The sequence below is a fragment of the Affinundibacterium flavidum genome, assembly GCF_014284175.1.
GTDB lineage: Bacteria > Pseudomonadota > Gammaproteobacteria > Burkholderiales > Burkholderiaceae_D > Undibacterium > Undibacterium flavidum.
The window spans coordinates 153,456-174,215 of sequence record NZ_JACOGA010000006.1 but is presented as its reverse complement, the minus strand read 5'-3'; the positions used below and the strand labels follow the sequence as shown (position 1 = coordinate 174,215).

Here is a 20,760-nt window from a genome sequence, read left to right as displayed (position 1 = left end):
GTGTAATTCCTTGCTTGCGATTCCTTGCCTATTTCACTGCGGCCGTTTTGCTTCTACTCTTTGCTATTTCTATTCAAGCTTGTGTTTGCAATGCGTACTTCATGGTCGATCTCATTTTCACTGCTTTTCGCTCGGTTCGATCTCTATGCAATCTCCATGCAGTATTTAAGCGATCGCTATACTTTTCAAATGCTCGCTAGTTTTCTACACAGTCTTCTATTCCTTACGGCTAAGCTAAGCGCTTCTTTGCGTCCTCAATGTGAGCGTCTGACTCATTTGCTGATCGGCAGCTTCGAAAAATAAGATCAATTGTTCGAATTTGGCGCTTTAAGTGGAATCGTTTCCATTTGTGATTTGGAATATAGCACTCATTAAAAATTAGTGTCAAGATTTTTTTGGAAACGTTCCCAATTTGTGTTTTTTTGCGACATTTTGGTAAGCAATTTTGCGTATCTAAACTGACTCAGCTATTCCATCATCTCAATCATGCTCATGATTTAGGTGCTTCTGAAATCATTGGTTTTGCTTTTCAGTTTCCGCTACGAATTTTTGTGGACAGCTTCAAGCGTGCGTTGGCAAGGCTTTCGAGCACAACGAAGCGGACTCCTGTTCAGGCGATAGTTAAGCTCATAGATGAAGCAGAATCGCATTACTTTGCCGTGCACAGGAAATGGAGTCACGTCCTCGACTTAAGACGAAAAAGCATCACCTCTTTAGCTTCCAATGGGCGTTGATGGACGAGGAAATAGTCAAACGCATATCCAACTAATTAACACTCAGACTGCAGCGAAAAATCTGTGGATAACTTTGTGGGTAATTAATGAATAATTTGGTGCGCTACGGCATGACGACAGAGTTTGAATTAAATTGCATTCGTAACTCATTGAAAATAAACAATTTAATTCATGTTGATTTTTTACAAAATAATTTCTTGGGATAAATTTCTTTTATTATTTTGTGGATAAAGATATTTTTCAAACAAATTATTGCTGCTTTTTTAAGCTATTCAACTTTGATTTTAAAGTATTCCGGATGTGGATCTGGGTAGCTGAGATTCAAGCTCGCGAGTGTCTCGGCAACGATGCTGGCGATGATGAGATTACGTTGAGTTTTGGAATTGGCGGGAATAATGTGCCAAGGTGCTTGTTCGGTATGCGTGGCACTGATCGCCGCTTGATAGGCATCCTGATAGTCTTTCCAAGACGCACGTTCTGTCAGATCTTGCGGATCAAATTTCCAATGTTTATGCGGATCTTTGAGACGCTCTTCAAGTCGCTCTTTTTGCTCATCTTTAGAAATGTGTAAAAAGAATTTTAGGATGGTCGTTCCCGTTTCACTCAACATACGTTCAAAGGCATTGATGTGCGCGTAGCGTCGTTTGACTTCTTCAGTGGTGATCCAGCCATGTACACGCGTGATCAAGACATCTTCGTAATGACTGCGATTAAAGATAACTAACTCACCGGCGGCGGGAACTTGCTGATGGATGCGCCATAAATAATCGTGGGCGAGTTCAACACTGCTCGGCGCTTTAAAGCTAACGCTACGTACACCAGCAGGATTGGATGCGCCGAAAACGACTCTGACCGTACCATCTTTGCCCGACGTATCCATACCTTGCAGCACAATCAGCAGTTTATGTTTTTGTTGGGCGTACAGGATATTTTGAAACTCGGCGATTTGCGCACTGAGCTCCAGCGTCTTTTCTTTCATCAAGGTCTTATTGCTGTCAGAAGAAAAAGCATGCAATCCCGCATCTTTATCTTGCAAGAGCGTTTTGTTTGAAGCCAGAAATTGTGCTGAGATATTCATGCCTAATCACTCCCGCTTGATCTATTCGACGATATTGTGCAAACGCTTATGTTCTATCTTGGTGCATTTATCCATCACCACTTCTAATCCGGCGGCGCGTGCCTGATTTGCGGCAGTATCATTAACGATGCCTAGCTGCATCCAGAGTGCTGCAGCTTTGACTGCTATCGCTTCTGTCAGTATGGCAGGAATATCTTCTGATTTACGGAAACAGTCAACGATATCGATGCTGAGACTTGTTTGTCGTTGCGCTTCTTCCAAGCTCGGATAACAGTGCTCACCTAAAATGGTATTGCCCGCTTGGTGTGGATTCACCGCCACAATTTTGTAGCCATGCTTTTGTAAGTACTCTGCCACTTTGTAACTGTCGCGCTCTGGTTTATTCGAGATGCCGACGATGGCAATAGTCTTCGCGGTGCCTAGCAGATCATTAATGCGATCATTAATACGATCATTATTGCGATCGTCAATGAGATGATCAATCAACCCTTCTGACATATTTCAACTCCCTACAAAAATCATGTGGAAAAAGAAAAAGGCAGCCGTAGCTGCCTCTTTTCTCTTAAGACTAATATCGTAAAACCAATATCTTCTAACTTTTACTGCTTTCTACAAAGTAAAATCTTTGCAGAATTAACGCTTCGAACGTAATTTCTGTATCGCTGCCAATTGCGCGATCGCTGATTGCAGCTCGGCTTGCGCTTGCGCGTAGTCGATGCCTGCATCGCGATTAACCAAAGCTTCTTCCGCCAATTTCTTAGCTTCTGCTGCTTTCGCTTCATCAAGATCATGACCACGAATCGCCGTATCGGCCAATACAGTGACTGTATCAGGCTGAACTTCCAGGATACCGCCGGCAACGAATACAAATTCGTCTTCCGCTTGACCTGCAACCTTAATACGTACTGCGCCTGGCTTGATACGTGTGATCAATGGTGTGTGTTTTGGATAAATACCCAATTCACCTGATTCACCCGGCAACGCGACGAATTCAGCTTCGCCAGAAAAGATCAACTCTTCTGCGGAAACCACGTCAACGTGAATAGTATGTGCCATGTGCTAACCTTTTCTGTTTTGCCCCTCCCCCTTCAAGGGGGAGGCTGGGAGGGGGAGGGGGTTCGCTTGATGAGGTTGTTAACTTTGTCTGATGTTACTCAGACTTTACCCCATCCCCACCCCAACCCTCCCCTTGAAGGGGAGGGAGATTCTCCTACCATCAAATGATAGAAGTCGCTCTCTCCTCTTGGCTAATTACGCTGCCATTTTCTTCGCTTTTTCGATCGCTTCGTCGATTGTACCTACCATGTAGAACGCTTGTTCTGGCAAGTGATCGAGTTCACCGGATGCAATCATCTTGAAGCCTTTGATTGTATCTTTCAGTGAAACGTATTTACCTGGAGAACCAGTAAATACCTCAGCAACGTGGAAAGGCTGAGACAAGAAACGTTGCATCTTACGTGCACGAGCAACGATCAACTTATCTTCAGGTGCCAATTCGTCCATACCCAAAATCGCGATAATGTCACGCAATTCTTTGTAGCGTTGCAAAGTACCTTGAACAGCGCGTGCTGTTTCGTAGTGATCTTGACCAACGACTTGTGGATCCAACTGACGTGAAGTTGAATCGAGTGGATCAACCGCTGGGTAAATACCCAAAGAGGCGATGTCACGTGACAAAACAACAGTGGAATCCAAGTGAGCAAACGTAGTAGCTGGGGATGGATCAGTCAAGTCATCCGCTGGAACGTAAACCGCTTGAATAGAAGTAATAGAACCAGTCTTAGTGGAAGTAATACGTTCTTGCAAACGACCCATTTCTTCAGCCAATGTTGGTTGGTAACCTACCGCGGAAGGCATACGGCCCAACAACGCGGAAACTTCAGTACCAGCCAATGTGTAACGATAGATGTTATCGACGAAGAACAACACGTCTTTACCTTCGTCACGGAAACCTTCAGCGATGGTCAAACCAGTCAAAGCAACGCGCAAACGGTTACCTGGTGGTTCATTCATCTGACCGTACACCATCGCTACTTTGGAATCTTCAGGCTTTTCCAAGTTAACAACGTTAGCGTCAGCCATTTCGTGGTAGAAGTCATTACCTTCACGAGTACGTTCACCAACACCAGCAAACACGGACAAACCGCTGTGTGCTTTCGCGATGTTGTTGATCAACTCCATCATGTTAACGGTTTTACCAACACCGGCACCACCGAACAAACCAACTTTACCACCCTTCGCAAATGGGCAAACCAGATCAATAACTTTGATACCGGTTTCCAACAATTCTTGCGATGGAGAGAGTTCGTCGTAAGCAGGTGCTTTACGGTGAATCGATGCTTGTGTTTCACGGCTAACCGGACCACATTCATCAATTGGGTTACCCAATACGTCCATAATACGGCCGAGTGTTGCTTTGCCGGTTGGAACCATAATTGGTTTACCTGTGTTACTAACCATCAAGCCGCGACGTAGACCATCAGAAGTACCCAAAGCAATCGTACGGACAATACCGTCACCCAATTGCTGTTGTACTTCTAACGTCAGGTCAGAGCCTTCCATTTTCAAGGCATCGTAAACCTTAGGCATCGCGTCGCGTGGAAATTCAACGTCCACAACAGCGCCGATACACTGAACGATTTTGCCATTAGCCATGTTCGTTCCTTCAATATTAAAATAGATTCTTCACTTCAACTCCCTCCCCCGAGTTTTCACTCTGGGCGAGGGCCGGGGTGGGGATGGGGTAAACCGCGAGTAACTAAGAAAAAATTAAACGCGACTTTTAGTACCCCAAAATAAACCCATCCCCCTCCCAACCTCCCCCAAAAATTAAAATTCGAGGGGAGGAGCTAAACTGCATTAGACCGCTAATTAGACCGCTGCCGCGCCGGCGACGATCTCGGAAAGCTCTTTGGTAATAGCGGCTTGACGAGTTTTGTTGTAAATCAACTTCAACTCACCAATCACACTACCTGCGTTATCACTTGCTGACTTCATCGCCACCATACGTGCCGATTGTTCAGACGCCATGTTTTCTGCAACCGCTTGATAAATCAAAGCTTCAACATAACGTATCAACAATTCATCGATCACCGCAGCCGCATCTGGTTCGTAAATATAGTCCCAAGAATGTTGGGCTTTATTTGTTTCCAGCTTGTCCGCTGTCAGAGGCAATAATTGCTCTAACACGGGCTCTTGCTTCATGGTGTTAATGAATTTCGTGTAGCTTAAGTAAACCGCATCGATTTTGCCTTCCTGATACGCATCCAATAACAACTTCACTGGACCAATCAATTTATCGAGGTGGGGTGTATCACCCAATTGCGTCGCATGCGACACAACTTTTGCACCTACACGATTCAGGAAACCAAGACCTTTATTACCAATTGCGACCGCTTCAATTTTTGAACCCTGAGCTTCAAGTTCACGCATTTTATTGGTGACCAAACGCAAAACGTTGGTATTCAAGCCACCGCACAAACCCTTATCTGTCGTCACAACAACCAATCCAACTTTCTTGGATTGGTCTTGTTGAACCATGAAAGGATGCGTGTACTCTGGGTTAGCTTGTGACAAGTTAGCTGTGATCGTACGAATCTTTTCACTGTACGGACGAGCCGCACGCATTCTTTCCTGCGCTTTACGCATTTTAGAAGCGGCGACCATTTCCATCGCCTTCGTGATCTTCTTCGTATTCTCTACGCTCTTGATCTTGCCACGTATCTCTTTACCTACAGCCATGAGTAAACTCCTTCAAGCTATAAGTAATTAAAACGCGCCGGATTTTTTGAAATCAGCGATTGCGGCAGCCATGGCAGCTTCGCCATCTTTGTCCAACTGCTTAGTCTCTTCAATCTTTTGCAACAAGGCTGCATGGCTAGTTTTCATGAAGTTGTGTACGCCAGCTTCGAAAGCCAAAACTTTCTTCACAGGTACATCATCCAAGAAGCCTTTGTTCACTGCGAACAAAGTGACAGCCATCAGAGAAATTGACAATGGTGCGTACTGAGCTTGTTTCAACAATTCAGTAACACGTGCACCACGATCCAATTGCTTACGTGTTGCTTCATCCAGATCAGACGCGAACTGCGCAAACGCAGCCAATTCACGATACTGCGCCAAGTCAGTACGAATACCGCCGGACAAGTTTTTGATAACTTTAGTTTGAGCAGCACCACCAACGCGAGACACGGAAATACCCGCGTTAATCGCTGGACGAATACCGGCGTTAAACAAAGAAGTTTCCAAGAAAATCTGACCGTCAGTAATAGAAATGACGTTAGTTGGAACGAAAGCAGAAACGTCACCAGCTTGAGTTTCAATGATAGGCAATGCTGTCAAAGAACCTGTCTTACCTTTTACCGCACCTTGAGTGAAAGCCTCAACGTAGTCTGGGTTAACACGTGCTGCGCGCTCTAATAAACGTGAGTGCAAATAGAACACGTCACCTGGGTAAGCTTCACGGCCTGGTGGACGGCGCAACAACAAGGAAACTTGACGGTAAGCCACAGCTTGCTTAGACAAATCATCATAAACGATCAATGCGTCTTCGCCGCGATCACGGAAGTATTCACCCATCGCACAACCGGAGTATGCGGATACGTATTGCATCGCTGCAGATTCAGCTGCAGTTGCTGCAACAACGATCGTGTATTCCATCGCGCCGTGTGCTTCTAAAGCACGTACGACGTTTTTAACGGAAGAGGCTTTTTGACCAATCGCTACATAGATACATGTAACGTCTTGACCTTTTTGGTTGATGATCGCATCAATCGCTACCGCTGTTTTACCAGTTTGACGATCGCCAATGATCAATTCACGCTGACCACGACCAACTGGAACCATGGAGTCGATAGACTTCAAACCAGTTTGCAATGGTTGAGAAACGGATTGACGTGCAATAACGCCTGGAGCAATCTTTTCGATTGGTGCAGACAATTTTGCATTGATAGGACCTTTGCCGTCGATTGGTTGACCCAATGCATTGACAACGCGGCCGCGCAATTCTGGGCCGATAGGAACTTCCAAAATACGACCAGTACATTTCACTGTGTCGCCTTCAGAGATGTGCTCGTAGTCACCGAGAATAACGGCACCAACGGAATCACGTTCCAAGTTCAAAGCCAGACCAAATGTATTGCCTGGGAATTCCAACATCTCGCCTTGCATCGCGTCGGACAAACCGTGGATGCGGCAGATGCCGTCGGTAACGGAAATAACCGTACCTTGATTACGAATCTCAGCACCGTCGCCAAGGCCTTGAATACGGCTCTTGATCAACTCGCTGATTTCTGATGGGTTGAGTTGCATACAAACTCCTAAAATTATTTCATTCTTTCGGGAACCACTAAAATCCAATTCTAGAGCGCATCACTGCGTTGATTTTCCTCGCAATACTTTCGTATTGCTCCAAGGTTTTTCAACTAAGTCACCTTGTGCTGCATCTCTATAATTGAATTTATAGAGGCTCCCTTTTGACTGCCAATTAGGCCGTCAGAGCGTTGTGCATCTGTTGCAGCTTAGCGCGAACCGAAGTATCTAACACTTGATCACCAACCACGATACGCACACCACCGATCAGGGACGAATCCACTGTCACGGTTGGGTGCAGTTTGCGACCAAATTTCTTTTCCAGTGTTACGGCCAAATCTTTAACCTGTGCTTCAGTCATTTCAAATGCACTGGTGATTTCAGCGTCTGCAGAGCCAGCGTCGGCATTTTGCAAAGCGTGAAATTGCACAGCGATTTCTGGCAACGTGGTTAAACGGTCATATTCAGTCAATGTAGTGATGAAGTTTTTCGCTTCAGCATTAACAGGTGACTTCAACACGGACAAGAAAGCCTCAGCAGTTTGCGCTGCGGAGACTTTGGGGTTATGTGCAAGAGCTACTACATCTGGGTGCGCCGCGGCTTGCGCCATCTCAGCAACCAGTTCCGACCAGGCGGACAGGTTGCCGGACTTAGCAACGCGATACAACGCTTCTGCGTATGGACGAGCGATCGTTGCGAGTTCTGCCATGATTACAGCTCAGTCTTCAATTGGTTCAACAAATCTGCGTGAGCAGACGCGTTAACCTCACGTTTCAGAATTTGCTCTGCGCCTTTGACTGCTAATGTAGCAACCTGGTCGCGCAATTCTTCGCGTGCTTTTGTGACTTGATTTGCAGCTTCCGCTTGAGCAGCAGCGATAATACGCGCAGCTTCTGCATTCGCAGCATTCTTGGCTTCTTCTACGATCAACTGACCACGCTTTTCAGCGTTAGCAATTTGTGTCATACCTTTATCATGAGCGGCTGCCAATTCAAGCTGAATCTTTTTCTCAGCTTCTTTCATGGCGGCTTGCCCTTGATCCGCAGCGGATAAACCGTCTGCGATTTTTTTCATACGTGCATCGATGGCACCAATCAATGGTGGCCAAACGAATTTCATGGTAAACAAAGCCAGGATGAAGAACACCCCTGCTTGGTACCACATGGTTTGATTAAGATTCATCGTCGTTTCCTTGTGTGAATTATCGTTCCGCTAGTGCTGATCCTATGACCAACACCGCGGTAGAAAAGGAAATTAAATTAACCTTTGAATGGGTTCGCAGTTGCGAAGAACATTGCGATACCAACACCGATAATGAACGCAGCATCGATCAAACCAGCCAACAACAACATTTTACCTTGCAACTTGTCCATCAATTCTGGTTGACGAGCAGACGCTTCCAAGTATTTACCACCCATCATAGCGATACCGATACAAGCACCCAAAGCGCCCAAACCAATGATCAAACCACAAGCCAAAGCTACAAATGCGACGTTAGTCATGAGAAAACTCCCTAAAAGTTAAAAAATTAAAATACCAAAACCAAAAACTAAAACCAAAAAACTGAGAACTTAAATCTGATTCAATTCAAAACCAATATTACTGAACTACCTTACTGATTAATGCGCCTCGTGAGATTGACCCATGTACACCAAAGTCAACATCATGAAAATAAAGGCTTGCAGGAATACGATCAAAATATGGAAGATAGCCCAAACCGAACCAGCAATAATTTGTCCAACTCCACCGAAGTGACTGTAAGCACCTAACAGAGCGATCAACAAGAACAACAATTCACCGGCGAACATATTGCCGAACAGTCGCATACCGAGTGAGAAAGTTTTCGCTGCGTATTCAACTAAGTTCAATGCGATATTTGCTGGAAACATCATTGGGCCAAACGGTGCTGTACACAATTCTTTAATGAAGCCGCCTGCGCCTTTAATCTTGATGGAGTAGTACATCATCAAGGCGAATACGCCTACAGAAATACCCAAGGTGCCATTCAAATCAGCAGTAGGAACTACGCGGTGGTGCATTTCTGGATCTAAACCCAACAGTGGGAACAACCAGACTGAGAACAAATCGACAGGCAAGAAGTCCATCGCGTTCATCAAAGAAACCCAAACAAAGATTGTCAATGCCATCGGCGCGATGAAAGATACATTGCCGTGCACGATGCTCTTGGCTTGGTCGTTGACCATTTCAACGACCATTTCAACTGCACATTGGAAACGACCTGGAACACCAGAAGTTGCTTTGCGTGATGCCAAGTACATCAACAAAATTGCAGCCAAGCCACAAACCACAGACCAGATAATCGTGTCGTAGTTGATATACGACATGTCAACCAGGGCTGTCTGTTGTTCATGAGAATTGGCTAAGTGACCGAGATGATGGCCGATGTATTCCGACGGGGTTGGGGCGTGCTCAGTTGCGCTCATAATCAATGCCTAAAGAGTAGTATTAAATAACTTTTCATTACCACGATGAATGCAGCGAGGAACGCCATCCAATTCAATTCGGGGTAAAACATAACCGCCGCACCCATGAGAGCGAAGGTCAGTGCAATTTTTATAAACTCGCCGACGAAAAAATTCATCGGGTTGGCACCGCCGGGTTTTCGCGCGCTACTGAGTAAGCGCAAAGCAAAAAACGCGTTCGGGAGCGCGCAACATAGACCGCCGAGTAGAGCGGATATACCGGAAGAGAGACCAGACACTAACAACGCCACCAGCGCCGCGATGAAAGCTGCTGCAAATTGCAACAGGATGATGCGCGCCATGCCACTCCCCAGTTTTACAACAAATGTTCGTTTACCACCAATGCGCGATATGTATTTTTCTTCTTTTTATAGACTAAGTTCGTGCTTAGTTTGCGCTACATTGGTGCTATATTTGGTCTATTTTGGTGCTGCTTTTGTGTCATTTCAGTGCAATTTTCGATGACAATGAGGCAGATTTTCCAAAGCCACGGAATTATACGTGCATGTATAAGCAAGGTCAAACGTTTGATGCAATGCAACAAATTTCGTTTTGCAAGTCATCTACCCAATTGTCTTCGATCATTTAGCAGGTTTGCCGAGGATTATCGGACAAATTGCTATTTTGTCACTCACACATAGCCGAAACGTAACCCCCTCAACGCCGAGACGCTGAGGCGCAGAGATACACAGAGCAAACTAGTAAAATCTTCGCTTTTATCTACGCTCCTCGGCGACTCTGCGTCTTGGCGTTAAAGTGTGTGAAGTTTTCTCTTAATAACTTGTGTAGCGACCGCAAATTGCGCATTTTGACTTGGTAGCAAAATGAAAGAAATTACTGTCCACGAATCTTCAATATCACGCCATCCAAAGAATCCAGATCCGCGAAATCAATCAGCATCTGACCGCGACCTTTGCTGCCCATCTTCAAAGTCACTTGGGTTGCTAGCAAATCTGACAACTCTTCTTCCAAACGGGTGATATCGCGTGATTTTTCAGCCTTATCTTTTTGTTTGGCGGGTGTCGCTAATTCAGCTGTAGTCTTGGTGACCAGCTTTTCTGTGTCACGCACCGACATGCGTTTTGCCACGACTTGATTCGCCAATTGAATCTGGGTGGCCGCATCAACGGCCAATAAGGCGCGAGCATGGCCCATGTCGATATCCCCCGCCATCAGCATGGTTTGTACCGGACGCGCCAGATTTAACAGACGCAACAGATTTGATACCGCACTACGCGAACGCCCTACCGCATTGGCAGCTTGTTCATGCGTGAAGGTGAAATCGGAAATCAAACGATGTATGCCCTGCGCTTCCTCCAAGGGATTGAGATCTTCGCGTTGAATGTTTTCGATCAAGGCCATCGCTGCGGCGGCTTGGTCATCAACATCTTTCACCAACACGGCGACTTCAGTTAGACCTGCCATCTGCGAGGCGCGGAAGCGGCGCTCACCGGCGATGATTTCGTACTTAGTCACCCCATTAGCCTGACCGATAGGACGCACCAGGATGGGCTGCATCAAGCCCTGAGCTTTGATTGACGCGGCCAATTCAGCCAATGCGCCCTCGTCCATGCGAGTGCGCGGCTGGTATTTACCCGCTTGCATTTGCGTGACCGGCAAACTGGTTGGAGCGCCGACCACGGTCGGTACCGCTTCGGCGAAATCGCCCGCACCATCTAATAAAGCGTCTAAGCCACGCCCCAAGCCTTTTTGTTTTTTAGTTGCCATAATTATCTTAAATGTTTACTTCTTATTTCTTATCTAAAGCTTTAATTCTTTCCACCATCTCTGCGCCAAAGGCAATATAGGCTTGCGCGCCTTTGGACGATGGGTCAAACACCACGCCAGGGATGCCGTAGGATGGCGCTTCGGCCAAACGTACATTACGTGGGATCACAGTCTTAAATACCTTGTCGCCAAAATGCTGTTCCAACTGATCCGAAACTTGCTGCGACAAAGTCATGCGTGGATCAAACATCACACGCAGCAGGCCGACAATTTTCAGATCAGGGTTTAAATTGGCGGACACCTTCTTAATCGTATTCGCCAAATCCGATAATCCTTCCAAGGCATAGTATTCACATTGCATAGGAATAATCACGCCATTCGCCGCGCACAAACCATTCAGTGTCAGCATCGATAAAGCCGGTGGGCAATCGATCAAAATGAAGTCGTAGTCAGCGCCCACTTGGTCTAAGGCTGAGCGCAGGCGCTTGTCGCGGTTTTCCAACTCGACCATTTCAACTTCGGCACCTGCGAGTTCACGGTTCGCTGGAAGGATGTCAAATTTACCAGATTCTGATCTCACCACGGCAGATTTCACATCTGCCATCCCCAACAATACTTGATAAACAGACAATTCTATCTTCGCTTTATTGACGCCAGCGCCCATGGTAGCGTTACCTTGGGGATCCAAATCCACCAGCAAAACCCGCTGGTCAAGCTTAGCTAAACCCGCAGCCAGATTGACCGTTGTAGTAGTTTTTCCTACACCACCTTTTTGATTGGCAACGCAAAAAATTTTAGCCATAGACACTTTTTAGAATAATTGCGGTTAAAAGAAAATCCCGGAACTGCTGTTTCACGTGTAACTTAATTTGCTAAAGCAAGCTTCTTCACATGCACCAGATGTCTTTCCACATCCAGACCTGGCACTTGCAGAGGTTCAATACTTTCGACTTCCCATCCTTCGGGCAGACGTTCAATTTCCTGGGTTGGCGAAACACCCTTCATCGCTAAAAAGCGACCATCCTCGGTCAACAGATGATGCGACCAGTTGATGAAATTATTCAGCTCAGAAAATGCGCGGGACGTAATCACGTCGAATTTGTGCTCGACTTTCAGGAGCTCAACGCGCCCGGTATGCACGGTGACATTTTTGAGTTTGAGCTCAGCTTTGACTTGCGTCAGGAACGCGGTCTTCTTATTCACGATATCGATCATCGTGACCGAAGCCGTCGGAAAAACGATCGCCAAAACGATACCCGGTAAACCACCGCCAGAACCGACATCAAGAATATTCTTCGCTTGGGTAAAAGCATGTACTGCTGACAAAGAATCGAGCAAATGCTGTTTAACCATATCATGCGGATCACGGATGGAAGTCAGGTTGTAGACTGAATTCCATTTGATCAATAAAGCCAGGTAGGACAACATCTTCTCTACCTGCTCTTCATTTAAGGGCAGACCTAAGGAGGCAATACCATCTCTGAGCTCATTTCCCAGAGCTTCTTTATCAAAACGACTCATCGCTTATTCACCTACCACTTTGACATTCAGTTCTTCATCATTGGCAGGTGCTGCATTGGCAAAACCTTTAAAGCCACGTTTTTTTAAATGCACTAGCAACAAAGACAAAGCCGCGGGCGTCACACCAGAGATACGGCCACACTGCCCTAAAGTTTCTGGTTTCTGCGCATTCAGTTTTTGCTTCACTTCGATTGAGAGGCCATTTACTTCCAGATAATCAAAGTCCTCTGGCATTTTCAAATTCTCATAATGCGCCTGACGTTCTACCTCTTTGGCCTGACGTCCGATATAGCCTGAATACTTGATTTGAATTTCTATCTGTTCTTTGACTGCCGGATCGGTGACAACTTCACCGCCTAGGGATTGTCCTTCTTTGCCTTTAAGCGTCATCAAGTGATCATAAGTAACCTGCGGACGGCGCAATAAATCCGCCAGAGAATACTCGCGCTCCAGAGCCTTACCGACGACACGCTCTGCTTCAGCATCTTCGACGATACGTGGATTGACCCAGGTTGATTTCAATCTTTCCATTTCACGTGAAACAGCTTCACGCTTTTCTTCGAACATTTGCCATTGCTTATCGCTGACACAACCGAGTTGACGACCTATTTCCGTCAGGCGCATATCGGCATTATCTTCGCGCAAACTCAGACGGAATTCGGCACGGCTGGTGAACATACGGTAGGGTTCTTGCACGCCTTTGGTGACCAGATCATCGACCAATACGCCCAGATAGGCTTCATCACGACGTGGAACCCAGGCCTCTTTGCCCTGTGTTTGCAATGCGGCATTCAGACCTGCCAGCATCCCTTGGGCTGCTGCTTCTTCATATCCTGTGGTGCCATTGATCTGGCCAGCGAAGAACAAACCTTGGATAGAACGGGTTTCCAGCGAAGTTTTCAAACCGCGCGGATCAAAATAATCGTATTCGATTGCATAGCCGGGGCGCAAAATATAAGCGTTTTCCATACCACGCATAGAACGCACCAGCTCTAATTGCACGTCAAATGGCAGGCTGGTGGAGATGCCATTTGGATAGAATTCGTTCGTCGTCAAACCTTCTGGCTCAAGGAAAATCTGATGTGAATCTTTGCCTGAAAAGCGATGAATCTTGTCCTCTATCGACGGGCAATAACGTGGGCCAACACCCTCAATCACACCCGTGTACATGGGGCTACGGTCTAAACCCGCACGGATAATGTCATGCGTTTTTGCATTGGTATGGGTAATCCAACATGGCATTTGACGTGGATGCATACCGACATTACCCATAACCGAGAAGACAGGAATAGGATCGAGATCGCCCGGCTGCTCTTCCATTTGGGAGAAATCGATGCTGCGACCATCAATCCGTGGTGGGGTTCCCGTCTTCAAACGGCCTTGCGGCAACGCCAATTCTTTGAGGCGACTGGACAAAGAGATAGCTGGTGGATCGCCAGCACGACCGGCTGAATAACTATTTAGACCAACATGGATCTTCCCATCGAGGAAAGTACCAGCTGTTAACACCACAGCACGCGCCTTAAATTTCAGGCCAACCTGCGTCACAGCACCGACGACTCTATCACCCTCCACCATCAGGTCATCGACGGCTTGCTGAAAAATCCACAGGTTTTCTTGATTCTCAAGGCGACTGCGGATTGCTTGCTTATACAAAATCCGGTCAGCTTGGGCGCGGGTTGCCCGTACTGCAGGGCCCTTAGATGAATTCAAAATGCGGAATTGTATGCCAGCCTCATCTGTCGCGATCGCCATCGCACCACCCATGGCATCAACCTCTTTCACCAGATGTCCTTTACCAATTCCACCTATCGATGGATTGCAAGACATCTGTCCTAGGGTCTCAATATTATGGGTCAGCAATAGCGTTTTTTGGCCCATGCGTGCGGAAGCCAAAGCGGCTTCTGTACCGGCATGACCGCCGCCAACGACGATGACATCGAATTCATTTGGATAAAACATGTGGATAGCTCAAGGAGGAATTGCTTGGTGACGATACGGTAAAACTTATACGAGGCACGATTATAGATGCTTTTGCTGTCGCAAAACCTGAATCCCACTCCAAAAACTGTAAAAATTCAGAAAACTGTTTCACGTGAAACAGTTTTACATCTTCACCGCGACGGCCACCAGCACCAACAAAATGCCAATTGCGGTCAAACCCATGTAAATGCGCATAGGCCACTTACTTGCAGGTGGAGCGACAGGACGCTTAGAACGCCGACGCTTTTTTGGCTTTTCCGGCTCGGGAAACACTTGCACCAATTTACTCTTCCGCTTGTCCTTCTTCAACCTTAACTTGGTATCTAACTCAAGCGAAAGCGGAATATCTACATCATAGACACTCTCTTGCTTCTTGTTTTTCAAATTGACTGAGCGCATGGACTTAGTCTTGGTATCTACGACTAATCCCGAACCACTATTCATGGGATCCATAGAGGAGGAGAAAAAATCATCGTCAGCGGAACTAGGGACTTCGAACGAAGTCGTCTGAATACTGCCTGATGACGACACTTGCGAAGATTTCTCTTTGACAGCGCATACCAATTCCTTCCTCAACAGGCTCTCAATGACTTTTTCAAACTCTATGGAAGAATCGTTAACGAATTCAAGCTGCAACTGGGAATAGCTCAACTGCCCATCTATAGCCAACAAAACTACTTGCTCCGCTCTACTTAATGGCAAGTTGCGCTGACGGATTTCTGCCTCACCCAATTCAGTCCGCTGAAATATTTTGTCTATCATCTGATCCAAAATTATCCCCAAGCACTTTCAATTCAAAATTGTTTCACGTGGAACGTGGTCATTTAAAGAATGCGTCGTAAGAGGTCTTCATCACTAATACGCTCACTACCAGCAAAAAGAGCACCCGCACAAATCCACTGCCATGCTTAATCGCCATCCGACTTCCCGCGATTGATCCCAATACCCCACAGACCGCCATTCCCAAACCCATCAACCACATAATATGCCCGCTGTATCCAAACCAGATCAAGGCAGCAACATTACAGGCTACATTCAATACTTTAGCAGAGGCTGATGCTTGTAAAAAGTCATAACCAAAAATGCGCACAAAAATAAAGATAAAAAAGCTACCAGTACCAGGTCCAAAAAAGCCATCATAAAACCCTACCCCGGCACCAACCAACATCGCCAGAATTAGTTCCTTGCGTCCAGAGTGCAACAATACCGATTTCGCACCAAGATCCTTTTTCCAGAAAGTATAGATCGCAATCGCAATCAAAATAAATGGCAATGCTTTGCGCAAATAAGTCGGAGGTATATGCGTTACGGTCACAGCACCGATAAACGAAAAAACAAAAGCCATTATGCAAGCAGGGATAATAATATGCCACTGCAAGCGCACCGCCTTGACATAGTTCATCGCCGCTACGGAAGTTCCCCACACACCTGCAAATTTGCTGGTGCCCAACAGGCTCGCGGGTGCTGCAGCAGAAAATACCGAAAACAAAGCTGGCAATTGTATTAAGCCGCCACCACCAACTACCGCGTCAACAAAACCAGCGCAAAAGCCCGCGATTCCTAATATCAAATAATCTGTCACATCTAGTCCAATTTATACACAAGAACAAAGCATAACAAGCTCATTCACGAAAGTCGCAGAAAATCAAGCGCATTTCCACAAGACAACATCAAATACAACGAACGGCAATTTGAATCGAAATGTTTCGTTGTATCCCATAAACAGAAAAAGAACTTCCATTGACATTGTCTTTAAGAAAATGCTTTGATGTCACTTGCGTCAATTGTTCCCCAATAGTTGGCAAGTCAGACACGCAATTAAAAACAACGTGCATTAAAAGGATGAAAATTCCTGAGGGATTTGTAAATCTCAACGCTATCCACAATGGTGTACTTAAAAAAACCATTATTTCCAATAGAGGAGTACTAAATGATCGAGAAAGTCCTATCGCGCTCAATGCGCATGATGTTTACAGGTAGTGTCGTGGCAAGTATGGGTGTCATGGCTTTACCAGCATTGGCACAGGATAATAAGGTGGAGTCCGTTGTCGTCACTGGTACAAGAATTACATCGCCAGGCACGACCTCAAACAGCCCGATTGGCTCTATTACCGCCGAAGAAATCAAATCCTCACAACCTATTGCTGTTGAAGAATTTTTTAAAGGCTTACCAGCGGCAGTTCCTGCAATTGGTCCTGGCACCAACAATGGTACAGGTGGTGGAGCAACAATTGACTTACGTGGCTTGGGACCGAATCGCACCTTGGTTTTGGTCAATGGTCGTCGTTTGGTACCATTCAACCTCGCTGGTGTTGTTGATACCAATTCCATTCCTGTTGCACTGATTAGTCGCGTCGATCTATTGACCGGTGGCGCGTCTGTTGTTTATGGTGCAGATGCCGTATCCGGTGTCGCCAACTTCAATTTGAAGAAAAACTTTCAGGGTTTTGAAGTCAACACATCATACGGATCTACCAGCAAAGCAGATGCCAAACGCCATCGTACCGACGTTACAATGGGCGCTAGCTTAGACCAAGGTCGCGGTAATGTCGTATTGAGTTTAGGTAAAACAAAAACGGATCCATTAACGCAAGGAACTCGCTCATTTGGATTAAGTTCACTCAACTCTGAAACCGGCGCTGCAGATGGTTCTTCCACCACAATTCCTGGACGCTTTAATACTTTACCAGTTGACGGCGCGACCGATAAGACCGCCGACGCCTGGCAAATCGATCCGGCAACAGGGAAATTAATTCAACCAGTTAAACTCTACAACTTCAATCCATTAAATTATTTTGTTACTGGTTTGGATCGTTCACAAGCAACCTCATTAGCAAACTATAAAATCAATGAAAATTTTGAAGCCTACGCAGAGATGTTTTATACATCAAGTGTGGTCGCATCAACTTTAGCTGAATCTGGCACCTTTAATAACACTTTTAGTGTCCCTATTGGAAACCCATTCATTCCAGCCGCGGCTCGTGAACAATTATGTCTACGACGTAATATCTCAGCAGCAAATTGTGTAGTCGGAAACACCACTATCGTTCCACTCTCCATTGGCCGTCGCTTTACAGAAATGGGACCTCGATTCAATGATTTTAGTAATAAAACACTCCAATATACATTAGGTCTAAAGGGTGAAATTGCTGGTAGCTGGAACTATGATGGATACTGGAGTCGTGGATCAGCAGACCAGACTCAATTGCGTAGAAACTGGGGTTCTCTCTCTAAAGTAAAGCAAGCTTTGAATTCTGTTGCGACAGGCAAGTGTGTTGACGCATCTAACGGTTGCGTTCCTTTGAACGTTTGGGGAGCAGCAGGTTCTATCACAGCTGATCAACTCGCATTTATCAATCAGAGTGCCATCTTAATGCAAGGTGTGGATCAAGACGTAGCCGCCGTATCCGCTTCTGGCGAACTTGGCGATATACAAAGTCCATGGGCAAAACAAGCAATAAACGTTGCTGTAAGTGCAGAACAACGTAAAGTCACTGCACTAACCCGTTCAGATGCTGCTTCTCAACTACAAGGTGAAGTATTAGGAACAGGTGCACCCACACCTGATCGTTCAGGAACTTTCAAATTAAAAGAATATGCGCTTGAATCGCTGATTCCATTGGTGAAAGACGCACCCTTCATTCGCAGACTCAATTTAGAAGTGGGTTATCGCCAAACCACTTTTGAAACAGCAAAAAAAGCACAAGACTACGGTAGCTATAAATACGGTGGAGAATGGGAACCCATTAAGACTTTGCGTATTCGTGGGATGACACAATTGGCCACAAGAGCACCTAACGTCAATGAGTTATTTGCTCCTGTCATTACAGGGCTCAGTAATGCATCAAAAGATCATTGCCAATTAGATTTAATTAATAAAACGGATGCTAATAAAGCAGGAACCTTATCGAATCTTTGTTTACAAACTGGAGTGCCATTGAGTGTCATTGGTTCTTTAGCAAAACCATCTGCTAGCCAAATCAATAATCAATTCGGTGGTAATCCTAATCTGGAACCAGAGAAAGCTAAAACGAATACGATAGGATTCGTCGTAACCCCTTTGCGAAATCTGTCGATTAGTTTGGATTATTACAAGATAGAAATCACAAATGCGATTTCCGCGCCAAGCGTCACAGATGTATTAGATGATTGCTATGACCCAGTACGTAATCCAACCATGGCATTTAATTCGAATTGTGCTGCCATTTTGCGAAGCAAGGCTGACGGTTCTTTCAACGGTGCAGATTCGCCAGGCGTTGTTACACCCACCACGAACTCTGGCAAACAAAATACTGCTGGCTATGATCTCAGCATGAAATATCAATTGCCTGTCAGCGAACTTGGATTAGATGCAAAATATGGGAAATTGGACTTCGGTTTTGATATGAATATCGTCAACTCTTTCGTGATCAAAGCATCTCCAATTTCGGTCACAAGACATTGTCTCGGCTATTACTCAGTCGCATGCGGCGCTCCTAACTACAAAAATAAATTCAACCAACGTACAGCCTGGACATTTGGTGAATTTGTAGTCGGTTATAACTGGCGTCACGTCAGTGCTGTAACGGAAGAGCCAGGCGGAACAAACTTCTTGCCAGCCTATGCAAAAATTGATGCTTACAACTATATCGACTTAAGTGCTGTTTGGAATTTTAACAAGCATGTCCGCTTTAACCTCAGTATCAACAACGCCAGCAACAAGGCACCTCCTATCGTTGGTTCCACCATCGGTTCAACAGGCACTAATAGTGGCAACACCTTCCCACAAAACTACGATGCAGTTGGTCGATATTTTAGTGTAGGCGCAACGATCAAGTTCTAATCTGATTAGTCCTTGTCAGTAAAATGGCGAACTTCGGTTCGCCATTTTTTCGTCCTTTCGTCTACATTTTTTTCTCGGATTCAATACCACTTCTTTGCTTTCAAACTCGACTTTGATTAAGCTTCAAACTCCTGTTAGTTACAGCTAAATTATCGCGAATCCTTCAGAAAGCTTTAATGAAAATTATTTCCTATATCGGTGCCAGCACGCTCGTACTCGCCCTCACTGCCTGTATTACGACACCTGAATTGCGTGCCGCAGATCAACCAAGCAGCAAAGCCTTCATGATTAGCGAAGCACAATTCGAACAGCTATTTCCGCAACGAATTCCGTTTTATACCTATGCAGGTTTGCTAGCAGCGATCAAGGCGTATCCTGAATTCGGCAACTTTGGCAGTAGCGCTGACAACCAACGTGAAGTCGCCGCCTTTCTCGCCAATATCATGCACGAGTCACTCGAATTACGCGCCATCACCGAAGTTGACACTAGCACTCACGATCACTATTGCAATGATAAGCAAGGCGTACCCTGTGCCCAGGGTAAGCAATATTTTGGTCGTGGTCCAATTCAACTCAGCTGGAATTTTAATTACGCCTTAGCCGGAAAAGCGCTAGGCTTAGATCTCTTAAATGATCCGGATATGGTGTCACGCGATGCGACAGTCGCCTGGAAAACTGCACTCTGGTATTGGATGGAAATTAAGGGATCAGGCCCACTGCCTAGCCATGTCGCCATCAAGCAAAACTTGGGCTTCGGCGAAACCGTGCGCAGCATTAATGGTGACTTGGAATGCAGCAAACCACCAGCGAATATCGGCTATCAACAACAGCAAATGCGCATCCAGAATTATTTGAAAATCACGCGCCTGATTGGTGTGGAGCCTGGTAAATACAGTGCGTGCTGAGTGAAATTGGGGCGTTGACAGTATTCACAGCGTTTATCGATAGGTGCGCACGGCGCACCCTACGAAAACTCCGCGCACACTATAATCAAATTATTTCCCCGTATGGTGCGCCATGCGCACCATCTTATTCGCGAACCAACTCTGTTAAATGACGTGCGCGATGCACACAGCGGTTCATCCGTCAATCAATTCAACC

The 20,760-nt window shown here is 45.9% G+C and carries 19 protein-coding genes; 2 read left to right on the top strand and 17 right to left on the bottom strand.

Annotated elements, in window-relative coordinates; genetic code table 11:
- Positions 1–1,002 precede the first annotated feature (1,002 nt).
- The 17 genes from H8K55_RS08120 to H8K55_RS08040 all read right to left on the bottom strand — a co-directional run bounded on the left by H8K55_RS08120 (position 1,003) and on the right by H8K55_RS08040 (position 16,419).
- The gene (locus tag H8K55_RS08120; protein ID WP_186941577.1) at positions 1,003–1,812 is read right to left on the bottom strand and encodes a polyphosphate kinase 2 family protein; all 810 of its coding nucleotides are present in this window, start codon (positions 1,810–1,812) and stop codon (positions 1,003–1,005) included.
- A 21-nt stretch (positions 1,813–1,833) separates the two neighbouring features.
- Entirely contained in the window at positions 1,834–2,310 is a 477-nt protein-coding gene (locus H8K55_RS08115; protein ID WP_186941576.1) for a CoA-binding protein, read from the bottom strand.
- A gap of 135 nt (positions 2,311–2,445) precedes the next feature.
- The gene (locus H8K55_RS08110; protein ID WP_186941575.1) at positions 2,446–2,868 is read right to left on the bottom strand and encodes a F0F1 ATP synthase subunit epsilon; all 423 of its coding nucleotides are present in this window, start codon (positions 2,866–2,868) and stop codon (positions 2,446–2,448) included.
- Between the two features lie 195 nt (positions 2,869–3,063).
- The gene (gene atpD, locus H8K55_RS08105) at positions 3,064–4,467 is read right to left on the bottom strand and encodes a F0F1 ATP synthase subunit beta (RefSeq protein WP_186941574.1); all 1,404 of its coding nucleotides are present in this window, start codon (positions 4,465–4,467) and stop codon (positions 3,064–3,066) included.
- Positions 4,468–4,683: 216 nt separating this feature from the next.
- Positions 4,684–5,553 (bottom strand): F0F1 ATP synthase subunit gamma, encoded by an 870-nt coding sequence (atpG, locus tag H8K55_RS08100; protein WP_186941573.1) that lies wholly within the window; start codon positions 5,551–5,553, stop codon positions 4,684–4,686.
- A gap of 27 nt (positions 5,554–5,580) precedes the next feature.
- Complete coding sequence (gene atpA / locus H8K55_RS08095) at positions 5,581–7,122, bottom strand: F0F1 ATP synthase subunit alpha (protein WP_186941572.1); 1,542 nt, start codon at positions 7,120–7,122, stop codon at positions 5,581–5,583.
- Between the two features lie 175 nt (positions 7,123–7,297).
- On the bottom strand, positions 7,298–7,831 hold the full coding sequence (locus H8K55_RS08090; RefSeq protein WP_186941571.1) for a F0F1 ATP synthase subunit delta: 534 nt from the start codon (positions 7,829–7,831) through the stop codon (positions 7,298–7,300).
- A gap of 2 nt (positions 7,832–7,833) precedes the next feature.
- Entirely contained in the window at positions 7,834–8,304 is a 471-nt protein-coding gene (locus H8K55_RS08085) for a F0F1 ATP synthase subunit B (RefSeq protein ID WP_186941570.1), read from the bottom strand.
- 77 nt (positions 8,305–8,381) lie between these two features.
- On the bottom strand, positions 8,382–8,624 hold the full coding sequence (gene atpE, locus H8K55_RS08080; RefSeq protein WP_186917574.1) for a F0F1 ATP synthase subunit C: 243 nt from the start codon (positions 8,622–8,624) through the stop codon (positions 8,382–8,384).
- A gap of 117 nt (positions 8,625–8,741) precedes the next feature.
- Entirely contained in the window at positions 8,742–9,566 is an 825-nt protein-coding gene (gene atpB, locus H8K55_RS08075) for a F0F1 ATP synthase subunit A (RefSeq protein WP_186941569.1), read from the bottom strand.
- A 2-nt stretch (positions 9,567–9,568) separates the two neighbouring features.
- Positions 9,569–9,907, bottom strand: coding sequence for an ATP synthase subunit I (locus H8K55_RS08070; protein ID WP_186941568.1), 339 nt, complete (start codon positions 9,905–9,907; stop codon positions 9,569–9,571).
- A 532-nt stretch (positions 9,908–10,439) separates the two neighbouring features.
- The gene (locus H8K55_RS08065; protein WP_186941567.1) at positions 10,440–11,333 is read right to left on the bottom strand and encodes a ParB/RepB/Spo0J family partition protein; all 894 of its coding nucleotides are present in this window, start codon (positions 11,331–11,333) and stop codon (positions 10,440–10,442) included.
- Between the two features lie 22 nt (positions 11,334–11,355).
- Positions 11,356–12,135 (bottom strand): ParA family protein, encoded by a 780-nt coding sequence (locus tag H8K55_RS08060; RefSeq protein WP_186941566.1) that lies wholly within the window; start codon positions 12,133–12,135, stop codon positions 11,356–11,358.
- A 62-nt stretch (positions 12,136–12,197) separates the two neighbouring features.
- Positions 12,198–12,854, bottom strand: coding sequence for a 16S rRNA (guanine(527)-N(7))-methyltransferase RsmG (rsmG, locus tag H8K55_RS08055; RefSeq protein WP_186941565.1), 657 nt, complete (start codon positions 12,852–12,854; stop codon positions 12,198–12,200).
- 3 nt (positions 12,855–12,857) lie between these two features.
- Positions 12,858–14,816 (bottom strand): tRNA uridine-5-carboxymethylaminomethyl(34) synthesis enzyme MnmG, encoded by a 1,959-nt coding sequence (mnmG, locus tag H8K55_RS08050; protein ID WP_186941564.1) that lies wholly within the window; start codon positions 14,814–14,816, stop codon positions 12,858–12,860.
- Positions 14,817–14,960: 144 nt separating this feature from the next.
- Positions 14,961–15,608: a hypothetical protein gene (locus tag H8K55_RS08045; protein ID WP_222612401.1), complete on the bottom strand. Its 648-nt coding sequence runs from the start codon at positions 15,606–15,608 to the stop codon at positions 14,961–14,963.
- A gap of 49 nt (positions 15,609–15,657) precedes the next feature.
- Positions 15,658–16,419 carry a sulfite exporter TauE/SafE family protein gene (locus tag H8K55_RS08040; protein WP_186941562.1) on the bottom strand — a complete coding sequence of 254 codons (762 nt, stop codon included), beginning with the start codon at positions 16,417–16,419 and terminating at the stop codon, positions 15,658–15,660.
- A 348-nt stretch (positions 16,420–16,767) separates the two neighbouring features.
- Between H8K55_RS08040 and H8K55_RS08035 the strand changes: the two genes are divergently transcribed.
- Positions 16,768–19,659, top strand: a complete 2,892-nt coding sequence (locus tag H8K55_RS08035; RefSeq protein WP_222612400.1) for a TonB-dependent receptor domain-containing protein — start codon at positions 16,768–16,770, stop codon at positions 19,657–19,659.
- 176 nt (positions 19,660–19,835) lie between these two features.
- Positions 19,836–20,564, top strand: a complete 729-nt coding sequence (locus tag H8K55_RS08030; protein WP_186941561.1) for a chitinase — start codon at positions 19,836–19,838, stop codon at positions 20,562–20,564.
- Positions 20,565–20,760: the final 196 nt, after the last annotated feature.

Bases quoted from the DNA above. Each gene is read 5' to 3' on its own strand.
- H8K55_RS08120 (WP_186941577.1), bottom strand. From the start codon at position 1,812: ATGAATATCTCAGCACAATTTCTGGCTTCAAACAAAACGCTCTTGCAA.
- H8K55_RS08115 (WP_186941576.1), bottom strand. From the start codon at position 2,310: ATGTCAGAAGGGTTGATTGATCATCTCATTGACGATCGCAATAATGAT.
- H8K55_RS08110 (WP_186941575.1), bottom strand. From the start codon at position 2,868: ATGGCACATACTATTCACGTTGACGTGGTTTCCGCAGAAGAGTTGATC.
- atpD (WP_186941574.1), bottom strand. From the start codon at position 4,467: ATGGCTAATGGCAAAATCGTTCAGTGTATCGGCGCTGTTGTGGACGTT.
- atpG (WP_186941573.1), bottom strand. From the start codon at position 5,553: ATGGCTGTAGGTAAAGAGATACGTGGCAAGATCAAGAGCGTAGAGAAT.
- atpA (WP_186941572.1), bottom strand. From the start codon at position 7,122: ATGCAACTCAACCCATCAGAAATCAGCGAGTTGATCAAGAGCCGTATT.
- H8K55_RS08090 (WP_186941571.1), bottom strand. From the start codon at position 7,831: ATGGCAGAACTCGCAACGATCGCTCGTCCATACGCAGAAGCGTTGTAT.
- H8K55_RS08085 (WP_186941570.1), bottom strand. From the start codon at position 8,304: ATGAATCTTAATCAAACCATGTGGTACCAAGCAGGGGTGTTCTTCATC.
- atpE (WP_186917574.1), bottom strand. From the start codon at position 8,624: ATGACTAACGTCGCATTTGTAGCTTTGGCTTGTGGTTTGATCATTGGT.
- atpB (WP_186941569.1), bottom strand. From the start codon at position 9,566: ATGAGCGCAACTGAGCACGCCCCAACCCCGTCGGAATACATCGGCCAT.
- H8K55_RS08070 (WP_186941568.1), bottom strand. From the start codon at position 9,907: ATGGCGCGCATCATCCTGTTGCAATTTGCAGCAGCTTTCATCGCGGCG.
- H8K55_RS08065 (WP_186941567.1), bottom strand. From the start codon at position 11,333: ATGGCAACTAAAAAACAAAAAGGCTTGGGGCGTGGCTTAGACGCTTTA.
- H8K55_RS08060 (WP_186941566.1), bottom strand. From the start codon at position 12,135: ATGGCTAAAATTTTTTGCGTTGCCAATCAAAAAGGTGGTGTAGGAAAA.
- rsmG (WP_186941565.1), bottom strand. From the start codon at position 12,854: ATGAGTCGTTTTGATAAAGAAGCTCTGGGAAATGAGCTCAGAGATGGT.
- mnmG (WP_186941564.1), bottom strand. From the start codon at position 14,816: ATGTTTTATCCAAATGAATTCGATGTCATCGTCGTTGGCGGCGGTCAT.
- H8K55_RS08035 (WP_222612400.1), top strand. From the start codon at position 16,768: ATGATCGAGAAAGTCCTATCGCGCTCAATGCGCATGATGTTTACAGGT.
- H8K55_RS08030 (WP_186941561.1), top strand. From the start codon at position 19,836: ATGAAAATTATTTCCTATATCGGTGCCAGCACGCTCGTACTCGCCCTC.